Source organism: Ruegeria sp. AG6 (assembly GCF_056541565.1).
This window is the reverse complement of record NZ_JBQFYQ010000001.1, coordinates 928,838-946,478: the sequence shown is the minus strand read 5'-3', so window position 1 is coordinate 946,478 and position 17,641 is coordinate 928,838. Positions and strand designations below refer to the sequence as shown.

21 protein-coding genes are annotated in these 17,641 nt (G+C 59.8%); 15 read left to right on the top strand and 6 right to left on the bottom strand.

Translation table 11 applies throughout. The features are described 5' to 3' along the window. Positions 1 to 38 precede the first annotated feature (38 nt). Positions 39 to 1,457: a protein adenylyltransferase SelO gene (locus tag ACR0I0_RS04700; RefSeq protein ID WP_480490759.1), complete on the top strand. Its 1,419-nt coding sequence runs from the start codon at positions 39 to 41 to the stop codon at positions 1,455 to 1,457. A 14-nt stretch (positions 1,458 to 1,471) separates the two neighbouring features. On the opposite strand, the gene ACR0I0_RS04695 is transcribed toward ACR0I0_RS04700, so the two are convergent. Next, positions 1,472 to 2,431, bottom strand: coding sequence for a DMT family transporter (locus ACR0I0_RS04695; RefSeq protein WP_480490375.1), 960 nt, complete (start codon positions 2,429 to 2,431; stop codon positions 1,472 to 1,474). A 165-nt stretch (positions 2,432 to 2,596) separates the two neighbouring features. Here ACR0I0_RS04695 and ACR0I0_RS04690 point away from each other — a divergent pair, with 165 nt between their 5' ends. The 6 genes from ACR0I0_RS04690 to ACR0I0_RS04665 all read left to right on the top strand — a co-directional run bounded on the left by ACR0I0_RS04690 (position 2,597) and on the right by ACR0I0_RS04665 (position 7,117). Further along, positions 2,597 to 3,319, top strand: coding sequence for an endonuclease/exonuclease/phosphatase family protein (locus ACR0I0_RS04690; RefSeq protein ID WP_152458217.1), 723 nt, complete (start codon positions 2,597 to 2,599; stop codon positions 3,317 to 3,319). A gap of 65 nt (positions 3,320 to 3,384) precedes the next feature. Further along, a complete protein-coding gene (locus ACR0I0_RS04685) occupies positions 3,385 to 3,798 on the top strand; it encodes a Fur family transcriptional regulator (protein WP_171631929.1) in 414 nt (137 codons plus the stop codon). A gap of 133 nt (positions 3,799 to 3,931) precedes the next feature. Further along, positions 3,932 to 4,810, top strand: coding sequence for a DMT family transporter (locus ACR0I0_RS04680; RefSeq protein ID WP_171723124.1), 879 nt, complete (start codon positions 3,932 to 3,934; stop codon positions 4,808 to 4,810). Between the two features lie 136 nt (positions 4,811 to 4,946). Further along, positions 4,947 to 6,224 carry a phosphopyruvate hydratase gene (gene eno / locus ACR0I0_RS04675; RefSeq protein WP_171723125.1) on the top strand — a complete coding sequence of 426 codons (1,278 nt, stop codon included), beginning with the start codon at positions 4,947 to 4,949 and terminating at the stop codon, positions 6,222 to 6,224. Between the two features lie 48 nt (positions 6,225 to 6,272). After that, positions 6,273 to 6,812, top strand: a complete 540-nt coding sequence (locus tag ACR0I0_RS04670; protein WP_171631937.1) for a GNAT family N-acetyltransferase — start codon at positions 6,273 to 6,275, stop codon at positions 6,810 to 6,812. A gap of 140 nt (positions 6,813 to 6,952) precedes the next feature. Beyond that, entirely contained in the window at positions 6,953 to 7,117 is a 165-nt protein-coding gene (locus ACR0I0_RS04665) for a hypothetical protein (RefSeq protein ID WP_171631940.1), read from the top strand. Here ACR0I0_RS04665 and ACR0I0_RS04660 read toward each other — a convergent pair. Genes ACR0I0_RS04660 through mazG form a run of 3 tightly spaced genes read right to left on the bottom strand, consistent with a single transcriptional unit; the run spans position 7,114 to position 9,422 of the window. Beyond that, positions 7,114 to 7,563, bottom strand: a complete 450-nt coding sequence (locus tag ACR0I0_RS04660) for a GNAT family N-acetyltransferase (RefSeq protein ID WP_171631942.1) — start codon at positions 7,561 to 7,563, stop codon at positions 7,114 to 7,116. The genes ACR0I0_RS04665 and ACR0I0_RS04660 overlap by 4 nt on opposite strands. Further along, positions 7,560 to 8,501, bottom strand: coding sequence for a nucleoside hydrolase (locus ACR0I0_RS04655; RefSeq protein ID WP_480490371.1), 942 nt, complete (start codon positions 8,499 to 8,501; stop codon positions 7,560 to 7,562). Before ACR0I0_RS04655 ends, ACR0I0_RS04660 begins: the two co-directional genes overlap by 4 nt. Positions 8,502 to 8,555: 54 nt before the next feature. Then, positions 8,556 to 9,422, bottom strand: coding sequence for a nucleoside triphosphate pyrophosphohydrolase (gene mazG, locus ACR0I0_RS04650; protein ID WP_480490369.1), 867 nt, complete (start codon positions 9,420 to 9,422; stop codon positions 8,556 to 8,558). 66 nt (positions 9,423 to 9,488) lie between these two features. Between mazG and ACR0I0_RS04645 the strand changes: the two genes are divergently transcribed. The 5 genes from ACR0I0_RS04645 to ACR0I0_RS04625 all read left to right on the top strand — a co-directional run bounded on the left by ACR0I0_RS04645 (position 9,489) and on the right by ACR0I0_RS04625 (position 13,630). Then, a complete protein-coding gene (locus ACR0I0_RS04645) occupies positions 9,489 to 10,652 on the top strand; it encodes a M20 aminoacylase family protein (RefSeq protein WP_171723129.1) in 1,164 nt (387 codons plus the stop codon). 12 nt (positions 10,653 to 10,664) lie between these two features. Then, a complete protein-coding gene (gene speB / locus ACR0I0_RS04640; RefSeq protein WP_171723130.1) occupies positions 10,665 to 11,627 on the top strand; it encodes an agmatinase in 963 nt (320 codons plus the stop codon). Further along, a complete protein-coding gene (locus tag ACR0I0_RS04635; protein ID WP_480490367.1) occupies positions 11,624 to 12,181 on the top strand; it encodes a hypothetical protein in 558 nt (185 codons plus the stop codon). The genes speB (ACR0I0_RS04640) and ACR0I0_RS04635 overlap by 4 nt, the downstream gene beginning before the upstream one ends. 33 nt (positions 12,182 to 12,214) lie before the next feature. Further along, on the top strand, positions 12,215 to 13,162 hold the full coding sequence (gene speB, locus ACR0I0_RS04630; protein ID WP_171631958.1) for an agmatinase: 948 nt from the start codon (positions 12,215 to 12,217) through the stop codon (positions 13,160 to 13,162). A gap of 75 nt (positions 13,163 to 13,237) precedes the next feature. After that, the gene (locus ACR0I0_RS04625) at positions 13,238 to 13,630 is read left to right on the top strand and encodes a DUF1499 domain-containing protein (RefSeq protein WP_480490365.1); all 393 of its coding nucleotides are present in this window, start codon (positions 13,238 to 13,240) and stop codon (positions 13,628 to 13,630) included. Between the two features lie 15 nt (positions 13,631 to 13,645). On the opposite strand, the gene ACR0I0_RS04620 is transcribed toward ACR0I0_RS04625, so the two are convergent. After that, positions 13,646 to 13,927, bottom strand: coding sequence for a hypothetical protein (locus ACR0I0_RS04620; protein ID WP_209832879.1), 282 nt, complete (start codon positions 13,925 to 13,927; stop codon positions 13,646 to 13,648). Between the two features lie 62 nt (positions 13,928 to 13,989). Here ACR0I0_RS04620 and prfA point away from each other — a divergent pair, with 62 nt between their 5' ends. From prfA to ACR0I0_RS04605, 3 genes are all read left to right on the top strand, one after another. Continuing rightward, complete coding sequence (gene prfA, locus ACR0I0_RS04615) at positions 13,990 to 15,045, top strand: peptide chain release factor 1 (RefSeq protein ID WP_210092800.1); 1,056 nt, start codon at positions 13,990 to 13,992, stop codon at positions 15,043 to 15,045. Beyond that, complete coding sequence (gene prmC, locus ACR0I0_RS04610) at positions 15,042 to 15,887, top strand: peptide chain release factor N(5)-glutamine methyltransferase (protein ID WP_171631975.1); 846 nt, start codon at positions 15,042 to 15,044, stop codon at positions 15,885 to 15,887. Before prfA ends, prmC begins: the two co-directional genes overlap by 4 nt. A gap of 241 nt (positions 15,888 to 16,128) precedes the next feature. Next, positions 16,129 to 16,707, top strand: a complete 579-nt coding sequence (locus tag ACR0I0_RS04605; RefSeq protein WP_171631977.1) for a DUF4167 domain-containing protein — start codon at positions 16,129 to 16,131, stop codon at positions 16,705 to 16,707. Positions 16,708 to 16,761: 54 nt separating this feature from the next. Here ACR0I0_RS04605 and rsmA read toward each other — a convergent pair whose 3' ends face one another. Then, on the bottom strand, positions 16,762 to 17,604 hold the full coding sequence (gene rsmA, locus ACR0I0_RS04600; protein ID WP_480490363.1) for a 16S rRNA (adenine(1518)-N(6)/adenine(1519)-N(6))-dimethyltransferase RsmA: 843 nt from the start codon (positions 17,602 to 17,604) through the stop codon (positions 16,762 to 16,764). Positions 17,605 to 17,641: the final 37 nt, after the last annotated feature.

Genomic DNA, 17,641 nt, shown 5'->3' with positions numbered 1-17,641 from the left:
GCTATGGTATTCATGCGTCCGAGGGATATGTTTACGGCATGACCCTGAAAATCCCCTTCGATAACTCTTATGCCCGCCTGCCGGATGCGTTCTTTGCACGGCAGTCACCGGTTCCCGTGCGCGCGCCAAGGATGATTGCGTTCAACGATGATCTGGCCAGGTTGCTGCGGATTTCGCCCGGAGACGTCGAGGACATGGCCGAAGCCTTTGCGGGAAACAGTGTTCCCGAAGGTGCTGAGCCCATCGCACAGCTTTATTCCGGGCATCAGTTCGGGCAGTACAACCCGCAGCTGGGCGACGGACGTGCGGTGTTGCTGGGCGAGACGGTTGGAACGGACGGGGTGCGCCGGGACATCCAGCTGAAAGGTTCGGGTCCTACGCCGTTTTCCCGCCGGGGCGATGGCCGGGCCTGGCTGGGGCCGGTGCTGCGGGAATATGTGGTGTCCGAGGCGATGCATGCCCTGGGCATTCCGACCACACGCGCCTTGGCAGCCGTGGAAACCGGCGAGACCGTCTTTCGTGAAGCTCCGATGCCCGGAGCTGTTCTGACCCGGGTTGCATCCAGTCATCTGCGGGTGGGGACCTTTCAGGTTTTTGCAGCGCGTGGGCAGATGGACAGCCTGAAGCGCCTGACGGACTATGCCATTGCGCGGCATTACCCAAAGGCAGATGGGCCGATGGGCCTGTTACGTTCGGTGCGCGATGCGCAGGCCGGTTTGATTGCACGATGGATGAGCGTGGGGTTCATCCATGGGGTGATGAATACCGATAACTGCTCGATCGCGGGTGAGACCATTGACTACGGCCCATGTGCGTTCATGGACACGTATCACCCCAACACCGTCTACAGCTCGATTGACCGGATGGGTCGTTATGCCTATTCGAACCAGCCTGATATCGCGGTGTGGAACCTCGCGCAGTTGGCAACGGCCTTGATCCAGCAGATGGACGACAAAGAGGCCGCCGTGGAAGAGGCGACCGAGATCGTCCACGCGATGCCGGACCTGCTGCAACAGAACTGGTTGTCCCGGTTCCGGGCAAAGATCGGACTGGCAACCGCGGACGAGGGCGATCAGGAACTGATCACCGACCTTCTGAAGCGCATGGCCGGGGGGCAGGCGGATTTCACCAATACCTTCCGGGCGCTGGGCGGTGGCACGGCGCGGGATCAGTTCCTTGACCCGGCAGCGTTTGACGCTTGGGAAAAAGACTGGCGTGCACGGTTGGCGCACGAAGCGGCGCCACTGGAGGTGATGACCGCCGCAAACCCCGCATTCATTCCGCGCAATCACCGGATCGAACAGATGATCCAGTCGGCGGTGCAGGGTGATTACGCGCCCTTCGACCGGCTGAACGCTGTGTTGGCGCGACCGTACGAGGATCAGGGGGATGCGGAAGACCTGAGGCGTCCTCCGGCCGAAAATGAGGTGGTCCATGCAACATTCTGCGGGACGTGACGCGAGGCCTGCATCTATTTCCGCAGGATTTCCAACACCGCGGCGCTGACGATCAGGGTGGCGCCCAGTAACTCACGCAGGCCAAATGGTTCTCCTGACAGGGCGGCGGCTGAAGCGATGCCAACGACAACCTCGCTCATCAGCAGCAGGCCGACCTTTGCGGGGGACAGCTTTGTTGCTGGCCAGATGGTCATGTAGATCATGGGCAGGACATAAAAGGTGGACAGCATTGCATATCCCGCTATGCGGATCGACTCTTCGCCTGTGATGTTCGGCAGGGTTTGGCCCCCAAGCATCAGCAGGCTGACAAGCGACAGCAACAACGCGCCAATCACAAAGGCAAAGACCTGACCCGAGATGGTCATGCTGCCAGCCTTGTACAGGCCCAGTGTACCCAATGCCCAGCATATGCCCGATGCCAGTGCCAGCCAGTCACCCAAGTTCTGCGGCCATGGCACGAACCCGGCGCCTCCGAGCACGACAAACAGCCCGCCAAGCCCGCAGATCAGACCCGCAAGGCGCATCAGGCTCAGGCGTTCTTTCAGAAATACGACGCCCAGAATCGTGCCCCAGATCGGGGTGAGATAGAACAACAGGATCGAGCGGACGACGTCGGTGTAGACAAGGCTGATCGAATACAGGCCGAATGCAGCCCCTGTGAACATTCCGCTGAGCATCAAATCGCGCCATTGCCGGGCCCGCATGCGCCTGTCGGACCAGACGAAGGGGAGCAACGCAATCAGGGCCGCGCAGTACATCGCGATCCCTGACCAGGGGCCGGTCAGGCCCTGATCAAAGAAAAACCGCACCGGAATCCAATAAAGGCCCCATAGCGCGCCGCCTGTCACCAAAACGATACTGGCCCGGGTGCTGTTGTCGGGTTGGGTCTGGCTCAGGCTCATGCGGGCCCCGCTTTGGCTGCGATGCGTTGTCGTCACCGCATCGGGATAGAGCGTTGCAGGGCCGGGGATCAAGCGGAACCTTCGCTTTGATATCAGCCAGGTTTCAATCGCCGAAATAGCAGGCAGATTGCTGGGGGCGGATGCCGTATCGGAATTGTCGCAGCAGGAAACCAAGCAGAGGGGTTGCGCCTCACGTCAGGCATGGCACTTTAGGGCAATTCATTTGGTCACGCCCTCATGCCAACTTCCTCCACGCTGCGTATCGCAAGCTACAACATTCAGAAATGCGTCGGGTTGGATTTCCGGCGCCAACCCCAACGTATTCTGCAAGTCATCGAAAACATGAAAGCGGATATCGTGGTGTTGCAGGAGGCCGACAAGCGCCTGCCGCCCCGTCCGGCCGCGCTGCCGCATTTTATGTTGGACGAGGCGGGATGGCAGATCGTAGATCTGGGCGGCGCGGGAAGTCTGGGCTGGCACGGCAACGCGGTGATCTGGCGCGGAGAGGGTATCTCGGTCCGCCGAAAAGGGCATCACGAGTTGCCGGGGCTGGAGCCGCGCGGGGCGGTGCGTGTCGAGTTCGACACCCATATCGGGCCATTGCGCGTGATGGGTATGCATCTTGGACTGTTGCCAGCGTCGCGGCGACAGCAGATTTTGCACATTCGGCGGAACGACTGGGACATGGACCAGATGCCGACTGTTTGGGCCGGTGACTTCAACGAGTGGTCACGTCAGCCAGTACTGGATCACCTGGTCCCCGAAATGCGGTTTCTGCCTCCCAGACCAAGTTTTCCCGCCGCGCAGCCCCTGGGCGCGCTGGATCGGATCGCGCTGGGCAGCGGAATACAGGCCGTGGCGCACGGTGTTCACGACACACGTCCCGCGCATATCGCATCTGATCACCTGCCCGTCTGGGCCGATCTGACGCGCGCCAGATCAGAAGGTCGCAAAAGGTGAAATCCCTGTAGCGAAACCTGCGCAGACATATTAAGACAGACACCCGAGCAAGTCTGAGGGGCATCATGTCGGAAACGATTATTGGGCGTTGTGAAGCCAAAGGGCTGCGCATGACCGGTCAAAGAAGGGTCATCGCGCAGGTACTGGAACAGAGCGATGACCACCCGGATGTCGAGGAACTCTATGCGCGGGCGTCTGCTGCGGACAAAGGCATTTCCATTGCAACGGTCTATCGCACGGTCAAACTGTTCGAAGAGGCTGGTATTCTGGAACGTCTTGAGTTCGGCGACGGACGGGCCCGGTACGAGGACGCCGAGCGCGATCACCACGACCACCTGATCGACATGCAGTCAGGAGAGGTTATCGAATTCGTCGACCCCGAGATCGAAGCCCTACAGGAAAGAATCGCTGCCAAGCTTGGGTATAAGCTGAAAGGGCACCGGTTGGAGCTGTACGGCGTCCCGCTGGAAAAGGACTGACCCATCACGAAACGCGATTGATCGCCTCACGTTAATTCATCAGGCGTGACGGGAATTGTCTTGCCAGATGCCGTTGGTTGAGGTTGTTGTGCATCTACAGGCACCAGATGTGCCCTTTCCAACGGACGCGCAAATGAACAACGTAAACGGCATCCTGCTGCTTATCGGGTCGATGGCGGCCTTTGCACTTGAGGACATGTTCATCAAGCTCCTGTCCGGCTCTGTGCCGACAGGGCAGATCATGGTGTTTCTGGGCGTGTTTTGCGGGCTCGTGTTTGCCGCGATGTCAGTGGTCACCCGAAAGCGGATCTTTGACCCCGTGGCATGGAAAGCCCTGCCATTGATCCGCGCTGCGACCGAAGGCTTTGGCGCGGTGGCGTTCGTGACGGCGTTGTCGCTGATCGACCTGTCCACCGTTGCGGCCGTGTTTCAGGCCATGCCGCTGGTCGTCACCATGGGTGCGGCCCTGTTCCTTGGAGAGCAGGTCGGCTGGCGTCGCTGGAGCGCGATCGGTGTCGGCTTTGTCGGTGTTCTGATGATCATCCGTCCGGGGATGGAGGGCTTTCGGCCGGAATCCCTGTTTGTGGTGTTGTCCGTGGTCGCCATTGCGGCGCGCGATCTGATCACCCGCAAGCTGGACCCACGCGTGCCCTCATCCGTCGTTGCGATGCAGGCCTATATTGCGGTGGCTGTGGCCGGCCTGGTTCTGATGGTCATGTCCGGGGCATCCTTCGTGCCGGTTCAAGCCGGTCAAACGGGCCCTTATGCGGGGGCGATCGGATTTGGCGTGCTGGGCTATTACGGCATTGTCACTGCGATGAGGGTGGGCGAAGCCTCGGCCCTGATGCCGTTCCGGTACACGCGCCTTGTGTTCTCGATCCTTGCTGGAATGCTGATGTTCGGTGAACGCCCTGATGCGCTGACAATGGCGGGGGCGACCCTGATCATCGGCTCGGGTCTTTATACCTTTGTCCGCGAACGGCGTCTGGCGCGGGAATTGGCACCTGCCTGACCCTGTTGGCGCAAACAGCGAATTGTTAGCCCTAAATGTCCGGGAATATACGTGTTAGCGTTAACGGAACCGGTTTACTTTTGGCCGGTTGCTGCTATGACGCGTGCAACCGACCGCAGTCACAGGGACAGGCTTCATGAGCACCATCATCGACATCCACGCACGCGAAATTCTGGACAGCCGGGGCAATCCGACAGTCGAAGTTGACGTGATTCTGGAAGACGGCACCATGGGTCGCGCTGCCGTACCCTCGGGCGCGTCCACCGGTGCCTATGAGGCGGTTGAAAAACGCGATGGCGACAAGGCGCGCTATATGGGCAAAGGCGTTCTGGAAGCCGTCGCCGCCGTGAACGGCGAGATTGCCGAAGAACTGGTGGGCTTTGACGCGACCGAGCAGGTGGCCATTGACCAGGCCATGATCGAGCTGGACGGCACCGAGAACAAAGGCCGTCTGGGTGCGAACGCTATCCTGGGTGTCTCGCTGGCCACGGCGAAGGCGGCGGCGGATTTCACCACCCAGCCGCTCTATCGCTATGTGGGCGGCACCTCGGCGCGGGTTCTGCCGGTTCCGATGATGAACATTATCAATGGTGGCGAACATGCCGACAACCCGATCGACATTCAGGAATTCATGATCATGCCGACCGCCGCCGCGAACATTCGCGAAGCGGTGCGCATGGGGTCCGAGGTGTTCCATACACTGAAGAAAGAACTGTCTTCCGCGGGTCTGGCCACGGGCGTGGGCGACGAGGGCGGTTTTGCCCCCAACATTGCCAGCACACGTGAGGCGCTGGATTTCATCCTGAAATCCATCGAAAAGGCGGGCTACAAGCCGGGCGAAGAAATCCACCTGGCCTTGGATTGCGCGGCGACCGAGTATTTCAAAGACGGCAAATACGTTCTGGCGGGCGAGGGGATCACCCTGACATCCGAGGAAAACGCAGCCTATCTGGCTGCTCTGGTCAATGACTATCCGATCATCTCGATCGAAGATGGCATGTCTGAAGATGACTGGGATGGCTGGAAGGCCCTGACCGATGCCATCGGCGACAAGGTGCAACTGGTTGGTGATGACCTGTTCGTGACCAACCCGGAACGTCTGGCCGAAGGGATCGAACGTGGCTGCGCGAACTCAATGCTGGTCAAGGTGAACCAGATCGGTTCGCTGACCGAAACCCTGCGCGCCGTCGATATGGCGCACCGCGCGCGGTACACCAACGTGATGTCGCACCGTTCGGGCGAGACCGAGGACGCGACCATTGCCGATCTGGCCGTGGCGACGAATTGTGGTCAGATCAAAACCGGCTCATTGGCGCGATCGGACCGGTTGGCGAAATACAACCAGCTGATCCGCATCGAGGAGTCGCTGGGGGAAGTGGCCGAATACGCAGGCGCGTCGATCCTTCGCAAATAACGCACTTGGTGCTAGGCTGACACCCGGGTTTAATCCGGGGGTCGCATTGTGCTGAACATCATCGAACCGGAAACGCCGGACCAGTTTGAAGCGGTTCGGCGTTTGTGTTGGGATTACAGGGATTTCCTGCTGGCACTGGATGAAAGAACCGCCCAGATTGTGCAGGCTTTCTACCCAAGCGAAAAATACGCCCGTGTAATGGACAACATTGACGCGGAACACGCACCGCCGAACGGTGGGATCAAACTGGCATTGCTGCATGGGGAACCGGTCGGCTGCGGCATGTTTCACACCTACGAGCCCGGTGTGGCTGAAATCAAACGCGTATTTGTAACCGACGCAGCAAGGGGGACCGGCGCAGGCTGTGCCATCATGCTTTCGCTGATCGAAATGTGCCGAGATCTTGGGTTCGACTATATTCGAATGGACACCGGCAAACCCCTGGAAGTGGCGACTCGGTTATACCTGTCTTTGGGCTTTCACCTGCGCGACGCCTATTACGAAACTCCTGAAATCGCACGCGATCACCTGCTTTTTTTCGAGATGCCGCTTTTTGAAGAAGACATTGGCGTGCCAGAAAAAAGATAAAATTCTCAGGGGCATGGTCGTCTTAGACGTGGAAATTTGATAATATTTAAGTGGCTTAATTATTCTTATGTGTGAACTTGTTACTTATCACGTTCACTCCAAATGCCGTAGTCTTTCTTCATTGCAGAAAGGAGACCACGATGTCTGTATCCAAATTCCTTCTGATAATCGTCACAGCGTCCATCACAGTATTGTCTGCCTGCGCGGGTCCGGGAACGTATCCGATAACCGGAGAAGAAGTTTCGTCGAATGACCCGGTACAGGACATGAACCCGGCCAATATCTTCCGCGGCGAGTCTCGTTAAAGCGACTTGCTCATCAGCATATATCTGTCGCGTGGTTTGAACCCGGTGCGCAGATAGATCTTCTGAGCGGCCTCGTTGTGCCGGTCGACTTCCAGATGAAGGGCAGTCAGCCCCGCTTCGGACAAAGCTTTGGGCAGCGCCAGTAGAACTTCGGTTGCGATGCCGCGGCCGCGAACAGCGGGCCGGATATAGATTTCGTCCACGAAACCGTCCATGCCGCCGAATTCGACGGACCAGCCGAAGGTCAGGATGATGTAGCCCAACGGCGCGCGTCCGGGGCCGATCAGATAGACACAGCCATGGGGAATACCCTCGAGCAGGGGTGTCAGAGCGTTTCGGGTCTGGTCCGGGTCTTGCGTCAATCCGGCCTCGGTATGGAAGGCGGTGACCAGTGCCATCAGACGATCCAGGTCCTCGGGGCGCGCCAGGCGCAGGGCGGCGCTCATAATCTGGCCAGCCTTTCCGTCAAAAGACTGAAGAAGCCGTCGGCGTCGATTTCCCCCATGAACAGCGCATTGGGCGCGCGGTCGGTTACGCCCCACCAATCGGCGACCGTCATGCCCATTGTCAGCTCGGACTGGGTTTCAATCTCGACATTCACATGACGGCCCGAAAACAGCTCGGGCCGGATCAGATAGGCGGTCACGCAAGGGTCGTGCAAAGGCGCACCTGCGCTGCCGTATTTTTCCTTGTCGAACCTTTCGAAGAAATCGGTCATCTCGGCGACGGCGATTCCGACTTTGTTTCCCAGCGCACGGAACGCATCATTGCGGGGTTTGGTGACCAGCGCCTTGTGCGTGACATCCAGCGACATGACCACGATTGGTCTGCCGGATTTGAAAACGATATCAGCAGCTTCTGGATCGACGTGAATGTTAAACTCAGCTGTCGGGGTGATGTTGCCGACCTCGAAATACGCTCCGCCCATCAGAACGATTTCCTGTACCCGGTCCACAATGTCCGGAGCCTTGCTGAACGCGGTCGCGATATTTGTTAGTGGCCCCAGCGGGCAAAGGGTTACCGTGCCCGGTTCTTCAGCGCGCAGGGTGTCGATGATGAAATCCACCGCATGCCCTTTGGTCAGCGGCATCTGCGGATCAGGCAGGTCCGGGCCATCCAGACCTGTCTTGCCATGCACATGCTCGGCCGTGACCAGCGGGCGGTTCAACGGTCTGTCGCAGCCCGCATAAACAGGTATGTCGGTCCGGCCCGCCAGTTCGCACACGATCCGAGCGTTCTTGGCGGTCAATTCCAGGGGCACGTTGCCTGCGACCGCCGTGATGCCAAGAACCTCGATGTCCTCCGGGCTGGCCAGCGCCAGCAGGATGGCGACGGCATCGTCCTGTCCGGGATCGGTGTCGATGATGATCTTGCGAGGGGGCATGGGCGTCTCCGGTGGTCGTGAAGGTGGGACACTCGCAAGTGTCGGGTGCCTTGTCTACCCGTTTCTGGGTGCGGCCATGACTTCAACCGGCGGGAGTTTGCCGTTGGCGCGATGCTCTTCGGTTTTGACCTCGTCCCACAGCGCATCCATCTCGGCCAGATCGCTTTGCGAGGGGGTCTTTCCCCGTTCGGCCAGCCGGGTCTCGACCTGTTCAAAGCGACGGGTGAACTTGGCATTGGTGCGGCGCAACGCGGCCTCCGGTTCGATGCCAAGATGACGACCCAGATTGACCATCACGAACAGCAGATCGCCGAATTCATCCTCAAGCGCATCCGCGTCCATCTTGTCACGCGCCTCTTCCAGTTCGGCGGCTTCTTCGGTGATCTTGGCCAGTACGTGGCTGGCGTCGGGCCAGTCGAACCCTACGCGCGCGGCCCGTTTTTGCAGCTTATGCGCCCGCAGCAGGGCTGGCAGGTTGGCGGCCACCCCGTCCAGCGCGCCTTTCTGTTCCTTGCCCGCACGTTCGGCGGCCTTGATGACTTCCCAGTCCTTGGTCTGCTGTTCGGCGGATTTGTCGCGGGATTCGTCACCGAAGACATGCGGATGCCGGGCCACCATCTTGTCGGACATGGTGCGAACCACGTCCTGAAAGGTGAAATATCCCGCTTCTTCCGCCATTTGAGCGTGGAAGACGGATTGGAACAGCAGATCGCCCAGCTCTCCCTTCAGCTCGTCCCAGGCCTCACGCTCGATGGCGTCGGCGACCTCATAGGCCTCTTCGATCGTATAGGGCGCGATGGTGGCGAAATCCTGTTCGATATCCCACGGGCAGCCGGTTTGCGGATCACGCAGGCGGCGCATGATTTCCAGCAGGCGTTCGATCCCTGCGTCACTGTCATGGATCAGAGGATTATCGGCCATTGCGAACCCTTTCATTCCGGTGTCAGATGCATCCATCCCGCAGTCCCGATCAGGAGTCCACCCCAGATGCCCGTCGTCAACCGAATTGCCGATTTCTCTGCCGATATGACCAGATGGCGCCAATATCTGCACACGATACCCGAGTTGGAGTTCGAGTGCTTTGAGACTGCCGCGTTTGTGGCCGAGCGTCTGCGTGAATTCGGGGTTGATGAATTGCATGAAGGGATCGCAAAAACCGGGATGGTCGCGATCATCAACGGGCAGGGCGACGGCCCGACCATTGGCCTGCGCGCCGATATGGATGCATTGCCGATCACCGAAGAAACAGGCGTCGACTATGCATCGAAGAATCCCGGAAAGATGCATGCCTGCGGGCATGACGGGCACACCACAATGCTGCTGGGCGCGGCGCGGTATCTGGCCGAGACGCGAAATTTCCGCGGCCGTGTGGCCCTGATCTTTCAACCGGCCGAGGAAGAAGGTGGCGGTGCGGGTGTCATGGTCGAAGAAGGCATCATGGAGCGGTTCGATATCTCTGAGGTCTATGGAATACACAACGATCCGGGAAACCCGGAAGGTACGTTCCATACAACGCCGGGGCCGATCATGGCGGCGGTCGATACGTTCGATATTCATATCCAAGGCGTCGGCGGCCATGGCGCCATGCCGCATCAGACCCGCGACCCGGTCATGGCGGCCTGCGGCATTGCACAGGCGATCCAGACCATCGTCAGCCGCAACCACTATGCAGTGGAAGACCTGGTTGTTTCGGTCACTCAGATCCACGCCGGAACGGTGAACAACGTGATCCCGGACACCGCCTATCTGAACGGCACGGTTCGTACATTCGATCCTTATGTGCAGAAAATGGTGATGGAGCGGATGGAGCAGATCGTTCAGGGGCAGGCCGCGTCTTACGGTGTCGAGGCACGGCTTGAATATCAGGTGGGATACCCGGCGACGATCAACGATGCTGAAAAGGCAGCCTTTGCCGCGGCCGTCGCGCGCGAAGTGTCGGGGGCTGAACGGGTGATCGACACAATGGGGCGCGACATGGGGGCCGAGGATTTTTCGTACATGCTTCAGTCGCGACCAGGGGCTTATCTGTTCCTTGGGCAGGGTGATGGTGCCGGGCTGCATCATCCGAAATACAACTTCAATGATGATATCGCGCCGGTGGGGGCATCGTTCTTCGCACGGATCGTGGAAAAGGCGCAGCCGTTGGGCTGATGGGGGAGCGAAATGGCACTGGAAGACGCAAAAAACCAGGTGGACGAGGCATTCACCAACCCGGATCTCAAAGGCCTGTCCTATGAAAACACTTTTGGCGGGGCGACCTCGTTTCTGCGGCGGCTGTATACCAAGAACCTGACCGGCGTCGACATCGCCGTGACCGGCGTGCCGTTTGATCAGGCGGTGACCAACCGCCCGGGCACCCGCCTTGGCCCGCGTGCAATCCGCGAGGCCAGCGCGCTGCAATCGCCCGATGCACCTTATGGCTGGCCCTTCGATGCGCTCAGCGAGCTGGCTATCATCGACTACGGCGATATGGCCTATGACTATGCCAACATTCCCGCCTTTCCCGACACGCTGACCGACCATATCCGCACCATTCTGACGGCGGATGTGGCCTCGGTCGCGCTGGGGGGCGACCACTATATCAGCTTTCCGATCCTCAAGGCCTATGCCGAGAAATACGGGCCGATGTCGCTGTTGCAGTTCGATGCCCATACCGACACCTGGGCCGATGACGACATGAGCCGGGTGGACCACGGCACCATGTTCTACAAGGCGGTGAAGTCGGGGATCGTGGATCCGAAACGTTCGGTTCAGGTGGGGATCCGCACCACCAACGAGGACACGCTGGGCGTCAACATCATCGACGCGCGCGAGGTCTACGAATCCGGCCCCGCCGCCGTGGCGCAGAAGATCAAGGGCATTCTGGGCGACAGCCCGGTCTACCTAAGCTTTGATATCGACGGTCTGGACCCGGCCTTTGCACCGGGTACGGGGACACCGGTCTGGGGTGGTTTGAGTTCCATTCAGGCGCAGATCATCCTGCGCGACATTGCGGGGATCAACATCAAGGGCGGCGACGTGGTCGAAGTGTCTCCGCCGTTCGATACATCCGGCGCGACGGCGATTGCGGGGGCGCATGTGGCGACGCAGATCGTCTGCCTGTTGGGGTGGAATAAACTCGCATGACTAAACGAAAAGCTCTGATCTGGGCGTGCATTGTTCTCCTTGGGTTGCCGCTCGGGTATTTTGCGCGTGATCGCCTGCATCAGCCAACTGCTCGCGAGCATTCAGCAATGACTTTGTTTGAGACATACTGCGTACCATTTGCCGACGGTCAGGTCGTTGCTCCAGAAAAACGTCTAGTGCGCCTCGAGCGGGCTGACGGGCTGGCTTGGGTTGATCCCGAAACAATAATGATGCTTCGATATAGTGATAGAGGGTGCTCTGTTTCTGATGCCTTGCGACCGATGAACGCAAGCGAACGCCACGCACTGGACACAGGTGTCATCGGGTTGATCGAAAGAGAATTGCCTGCACTAAGGCCCGACAACAATCACGGATTGGACACTTGGGATGCGTTTCTCGTATGGGAAAGCCATCCCCGAGGGGATGATAGGCGCTGGGGTGCGACGTACACCCGGTTTTCATCGGACGCAGATTTTGAGACGTCATTAAGTGTTTCTTATCCAATTAATGATGATGTTTCGGAAAATTTGCGCGAACTTCGAAACAGTTCGTAAAGCAAAATACTCTGGGGCTTGTCGAGAAAGAATATGACACAATTCAACCAACCCATCAGCGGTAATGATCTGGCGCGGTTTTCGGGGCCGAATACGTTTATGCGCCTGTCCCAGGCAGCCTCGCTGGCGGGGCTGGATGTGGCGGTTTTGGGGATTCCGATGGATATCGGCACCTCGTGGCGATCGGGCACCCGGTTCGGACCCAAACAGATCCGCAGCGAAAGCGCGATGATAAGGCCCTACAACATGGCTACCTCGGCGGCTCCGTTCGACAGCTTGCAAATCGCCGACATCGGGGATCTGGCGATCAACACCTTCTCGCTTGCGGACAGCCTGAGGATCATCAGGGAAAGCTATGACGCGATCCTGGCAAAGAACGTGACCCCGGTGGCGATGGGGGGTGATCATTCGATCACCCTGCCGATCCTGCGGGCCATTGCGGCAAAGTATGGGCCGGTGGCTCTGGTGCATGTGGATGCCCATGCGGATGTGAATGACGAGATGTTCGGCGAGAAAGAGACCCACGGAACCGTCTTCCGCCGCGCCTATGAAGAGGGGCTGATTGTCCCCGACAAGACCTTTCAGATCGGCATTCGCGGATCGGGCTATGCGGCTTCGGATTTCACCGAAGCCAGGGATTGGGGCTTCCGCCAGTTCCCGGCCTGGGAGTTGTGGCAGCAGAACCTGACGCAGATCGGCTCTCAGATCCGCAAGATCATCGGGGATCATCCGGTCTATGTCACCTATGACATCGACAGCCTGGACCCGGCCTTTGCACCGGGCACGGGTACACCAGAGATTGCCGGGCTGACCACGCCGCAGGCGCTGCAACTGATCCACGCGTTGCAGGGTGTGAATGTGGTGGGGTGTGATCTGGTCGAGGTTTCACCTCCGTATGACCCATCCGGCAACACGGCCCTGACGGCAGCCAACCTGATCTACGAGATGCTGTGTATCCTGCCGGGTGTGACGTCGCGGTAAACCGGCCCGGAACGGCTTGCCCCGGCGCCTGATCCGCATAGGGTTTCTGCAAGAGGGCAAAGCGGGATGAAAAAGATGGTTTTGTGGGCAGTGATCGCGCTGGTGCTTGGGCTGGTCGCTTACGTCCGGTTGGCCCCGTCAGCTCTGGCGCAATGGCATATTGCACCGGTTGCAGAGGTTGATCAGGACTTGCCGGGTGGCGTTCTGCGCGTTGTTACAACCGGCCCGGAAGGGTTGGAGAACCTCGATCGGATCGCCCGCGCCACGCCGCGCACCTCGGTTTTGGCAGGTTCGGTCGATGAGGGCATGATCACCTATGTCACCCGCACGATATGGATTGGTTTCCCCGACTATACCACTGTTCAGCAGGACGGCGACACGCTGCGCATCCATGGCCGTTTGCGGTTCGGTCGCAGGGATTTCGGTGCGAACAAGGCACGGGTTGATGGGTGGTTGGAGCAGATGTAACTGTTCTACCGGCGCTCAGGACGCCTCATCCTGTTCAAAGTGATCAACAGGATCGCTCTGCAACCCGGATGACAAACATCCTTCCTGCACCTCGCGCCACATGGGCACGTTCAGGGACATCTGGCATTGTGCCGTGAACATGCGGCCGTCGACTTGCAGGCAGATCATCTCACCCAGTTCGATGCGGGACCCGGACGTGTCGGTGCAATAGCAATCGCGGGTCTTGCCGTCAGGGCCGACGTAATCGGCGTAAACCGGCGTGGACGTCAGCAAAAGGGCAAGCAAAAACCGTTTCATGACAGCAAGCTTAGCACGACGTGGCCCTTGACCAAAGCCCCCGGATGATAGACACCGCCGGGATGATCCCCGAAGAACGTCTTGAACAGATCACCCAGCGTTTCCAATACCTCGAAGCAGCCATGGCGGATGGCGCATCGGGCGGCGATATTGCGGCGTTGGCCAAGGAATATTCCGACCTCAAACCCGTGGTCGATCAGATCATGGCCTGGCGCCAGCTGGTGGCAGACCTGGCAGAGGCCGAGGCGATGCTGGCCGACCCGGATATGAAGGAGTTGGCCGAAGAGGAAATTCCTGACCTGCAATCGCGCATCCCCGAGGCGGAACACGCGCTGCAACTGGCGCTGCTGCCGAAGGATGCGGCGGATGCGCGTCCGGCGATGCTGGAAATTCGCCCGGGTACCGGCGGGGACGAGGCCGCTTTGTTCGCGGGCGATCTGTTGCGTATGTATCAACGCTATGCCGAGGCCCGCGGGTGGCAGTTCGAGATCATCGAAGAACAGGCTTCTGATCTGGGCGGGATCAAAGAGGTGGTGGCCCATATCAAGGGCGACAACGTCTTTGCCCGGCTGAAATACGAATCCGGCGTGCACCGTGTGCAGCGCGTGCCCGAAACCGAAAGCGGCGGGCGCATCCACACCTCGGCGGCGACGGTGGCGGTACTGCCCGAGGCCGAGGATGTCGACATCCAGATAGACGCCAATGACATCCGTATCGACACGATGCGCAGTTCCGGCGCGGGCGGGCAGCACGTGAACACCACTGACTCGGCGGTGCGGATCACCCATATTCCGACGGGCTTGGTGGTCACAAGTTCCGAGAAGTCCCAGCATCGCAACCGCGAGATCGCCATGCAGGTGCTGAAGACGCGGCTTTATGACCTCGAGCGGCAGCGGATCGACAGCGAACGTTCCGCCGACCGGGCCAGCCAGGTGGGATCAGGGGATCGTTCGGAACGCATTCGCACCTACAATTTCCCACAGGGGCGGATGACGGATCACCGGATCAACCTGACGCTCTATAAACTGGATCAGGTGATGCAGGGGGATCTGGACGAAGTGATTGACGCTCTGACGGCGGATGATCAGGCCCGGTTGTTGGCCGAGATGGCGCAATGACGGGCCTGCAAACAGCAGCGCAGGCCATGGTGGCCGCAACCGCGCGTCTGAGGGCCGCTGGTGTGGATGACCCGGCGCGGGATGCGCGCCTGTTGTTGGCCCATGCCGCACGGATAGAGGCCAGCCGAGTGACGCTGATTGCCCCGGAAGAGTTGCAGCCCGAGATCGCTGAACGCTATGACCAGTTGGTTTCTTTGCGTGCCATTCGGGTGCCGGTGTCTCATCTGCTGGGCGAACGCGAGTTCTATGGGCGCAGGTTTCGTGTCAGCTCCGATGTTCTGGATCCACGCCCCGAGACTGAAACCCTGATCGAGGCGGCGCTGAGCGAACCCTTCGACCATGTTTTGGACCTCGGGGTCGGGTCTGGCTGTATTCTGGTCACACTGCTTGCGGAACGAACCAGCGCTTCGGGTCTTGGGGTCGACCTGAGTGAAGCCGCCTGTCTTCAGGCCAGCGCCAATGCCGTGCTCCACCAGGTGCAGGGACGAGCCGAGATTGCGCAGTCAAACTGGTTTGAAGGCATTGAAGGCCGGTTTGACCTGATTGTTTCCAACCCGCCGTATATATCCGTAACCGAAATGGAGGACCTTTCGCCCGAAGTGCGGGAGCACGAGCCGCGCATGGCGCTGACCGATGAAGGGGACGGGCTGGGCGCGTATCGGCAGATTGCGGCCTCGGCCCCGGATTATCTGTTGCCAGGCGGGCGATTACTTGTGGAAATTGGCCCGACACAGGCAAATCTGGTGTCTGCCTTGTTTGATGCGGCGGGTTTGGCGGATATTCGCGTAATCCCCGATCTGGACGGGCGTGACCGGGTTGTCGGCGCAAAGATGCCGGGTTGAAACTGTTGTCTGAGGCCAAAAAACGCTGCCCCGAGTAAAAAAGCGTGTGAAAATTCGAGATTCCTCTTGTCTGCACGGTCAGGACATGTTTACTCAGGATTAGTCGGCGAGGTTGACGCTGTTGCAGCGCACCCCTGACGCCAAGCCCAAAAAAGTCGACATCCCGTCACGGCAAACGCCTCAGAGCAGTGCAAAACACGGGTTGAGCGACAGCGCATTGATAAGGCTGACGTAAAGTAAAATGAGATCTTCCAAATCCCGCTCGCGGGCCAAGAACAACCGCAATCGTCCTTCCGGCGGTAACGTCGTAAACCGGGTATTTGACAGCTCGGGCCCTGAAGGCAAGGTGCGTGGCACGCCGCAGCAAATCATTGATAAGTACAATCAGCTGGCGCGTGACGCTCAGCTGTCAAACGACCGCGTTGCGGCGGAAAACTTCCAGCAGCACGCAGAACATTATCTGCGCATGCTGAGTGAGGCGCAGCGCGAGATTGAAGCGCGCCGCGAAGAGCAGGAGCGCCAGAACCGCGAACGCCAGGCCGAGCGTGACCGTGAGCGCGCCGAGCGCCAAGAACGTGAAGCGGCCCGGCAGGCCGATCCTGCCGAAGCCCCGCAGCCGGACGTAATGGATTTCGCCGCACCGGACGCTGCTCCGGAAAGCGGTCTGGTCGAGACACCGGAAAGCAAGGGGGCCGAAGCCCCGGCGCCGGAAAAGAAGGAAAAGCCTGCGCGCAAGCCGCGGGCGCGCAAGCCCAAACCGGCGCCAGTGGCTGAAGATGCGCCCAAAACGGATGGCGACGCACCGGAAGCGGCTGAATAAAGCCGGCATCAGAAACCGCAAAGCCCCGAGGTCAAGCCTCGGGGCTTTTTTTGATCAGGGTGTCTGGATTTCGCGCGCCAAGGCACAGAACGCTTCAAGCGGAACCTGCTCGGCCCGTTCAGTGGGCTGGATACCTGCGGCCTGCAAGCGATCCTCGATATCCGGGGCAACGCCTTTGAGCGAGGCCCGCAGCATTTTGCGGCGTTGATTGAAGGCGGAGGCCACCACACGCGACAGGGTCGCGGCGTCAGCAGGATAGCGCGGTTCGGGCAGGGCGGTCAGGTGGACCACCGCGCTGGAGACTTTGGGCGGAGGGGTGAAGGCGCCGGGGGGAAGGGACATGGCGATGCGCGCCTCGGCCCGCCATTGGGCAAGGATGGCGAGGCGGCCATACGCCTTGCTACCGGGCCGGGCCACGATGCGTTCGGCCACTTCGCGTTGGAACATCAGCGTCAGGCTCTGCCAGAAGGGGGGCCATTCAGGGGGTGTCAGCCAGCGCACAAGCAGTTCGGTGCCGACGTTGTATGGAAGGTTGGCTGCGATGCGGATTGGCGGGGTCAGGTGTTCCAGCGGGTTGATCTCGAGCGCGTCACCATTGATGACCTCCAGCCTTCCGGGATAGGCGGCGGCGATATCGTTCAGGGCGGCAATGCAGCGGGTATCTTTTTCCACCGCCACGACCTTGCGTGCGCCTTCGGACAGGAGCCCTCGGGTGAGGCCGCCAGGACCGGGGCCGATTTCCAGTACATCACAGTCTGCAAGATCGCCAGCCTGACGGGCGATTTTGGCGGTCAGGTTGAGGTCCAGCAGGAAGTTCTGACCCAAGGATTTGCGCGCCGAGAGTTGATGTGTGGCGATGACCTCGCGCAGAGGGGGGAGATTGTCGATTGCACTCATGATCCGATTACCGTGACGCAGGCCGCAGGGGCAGCGC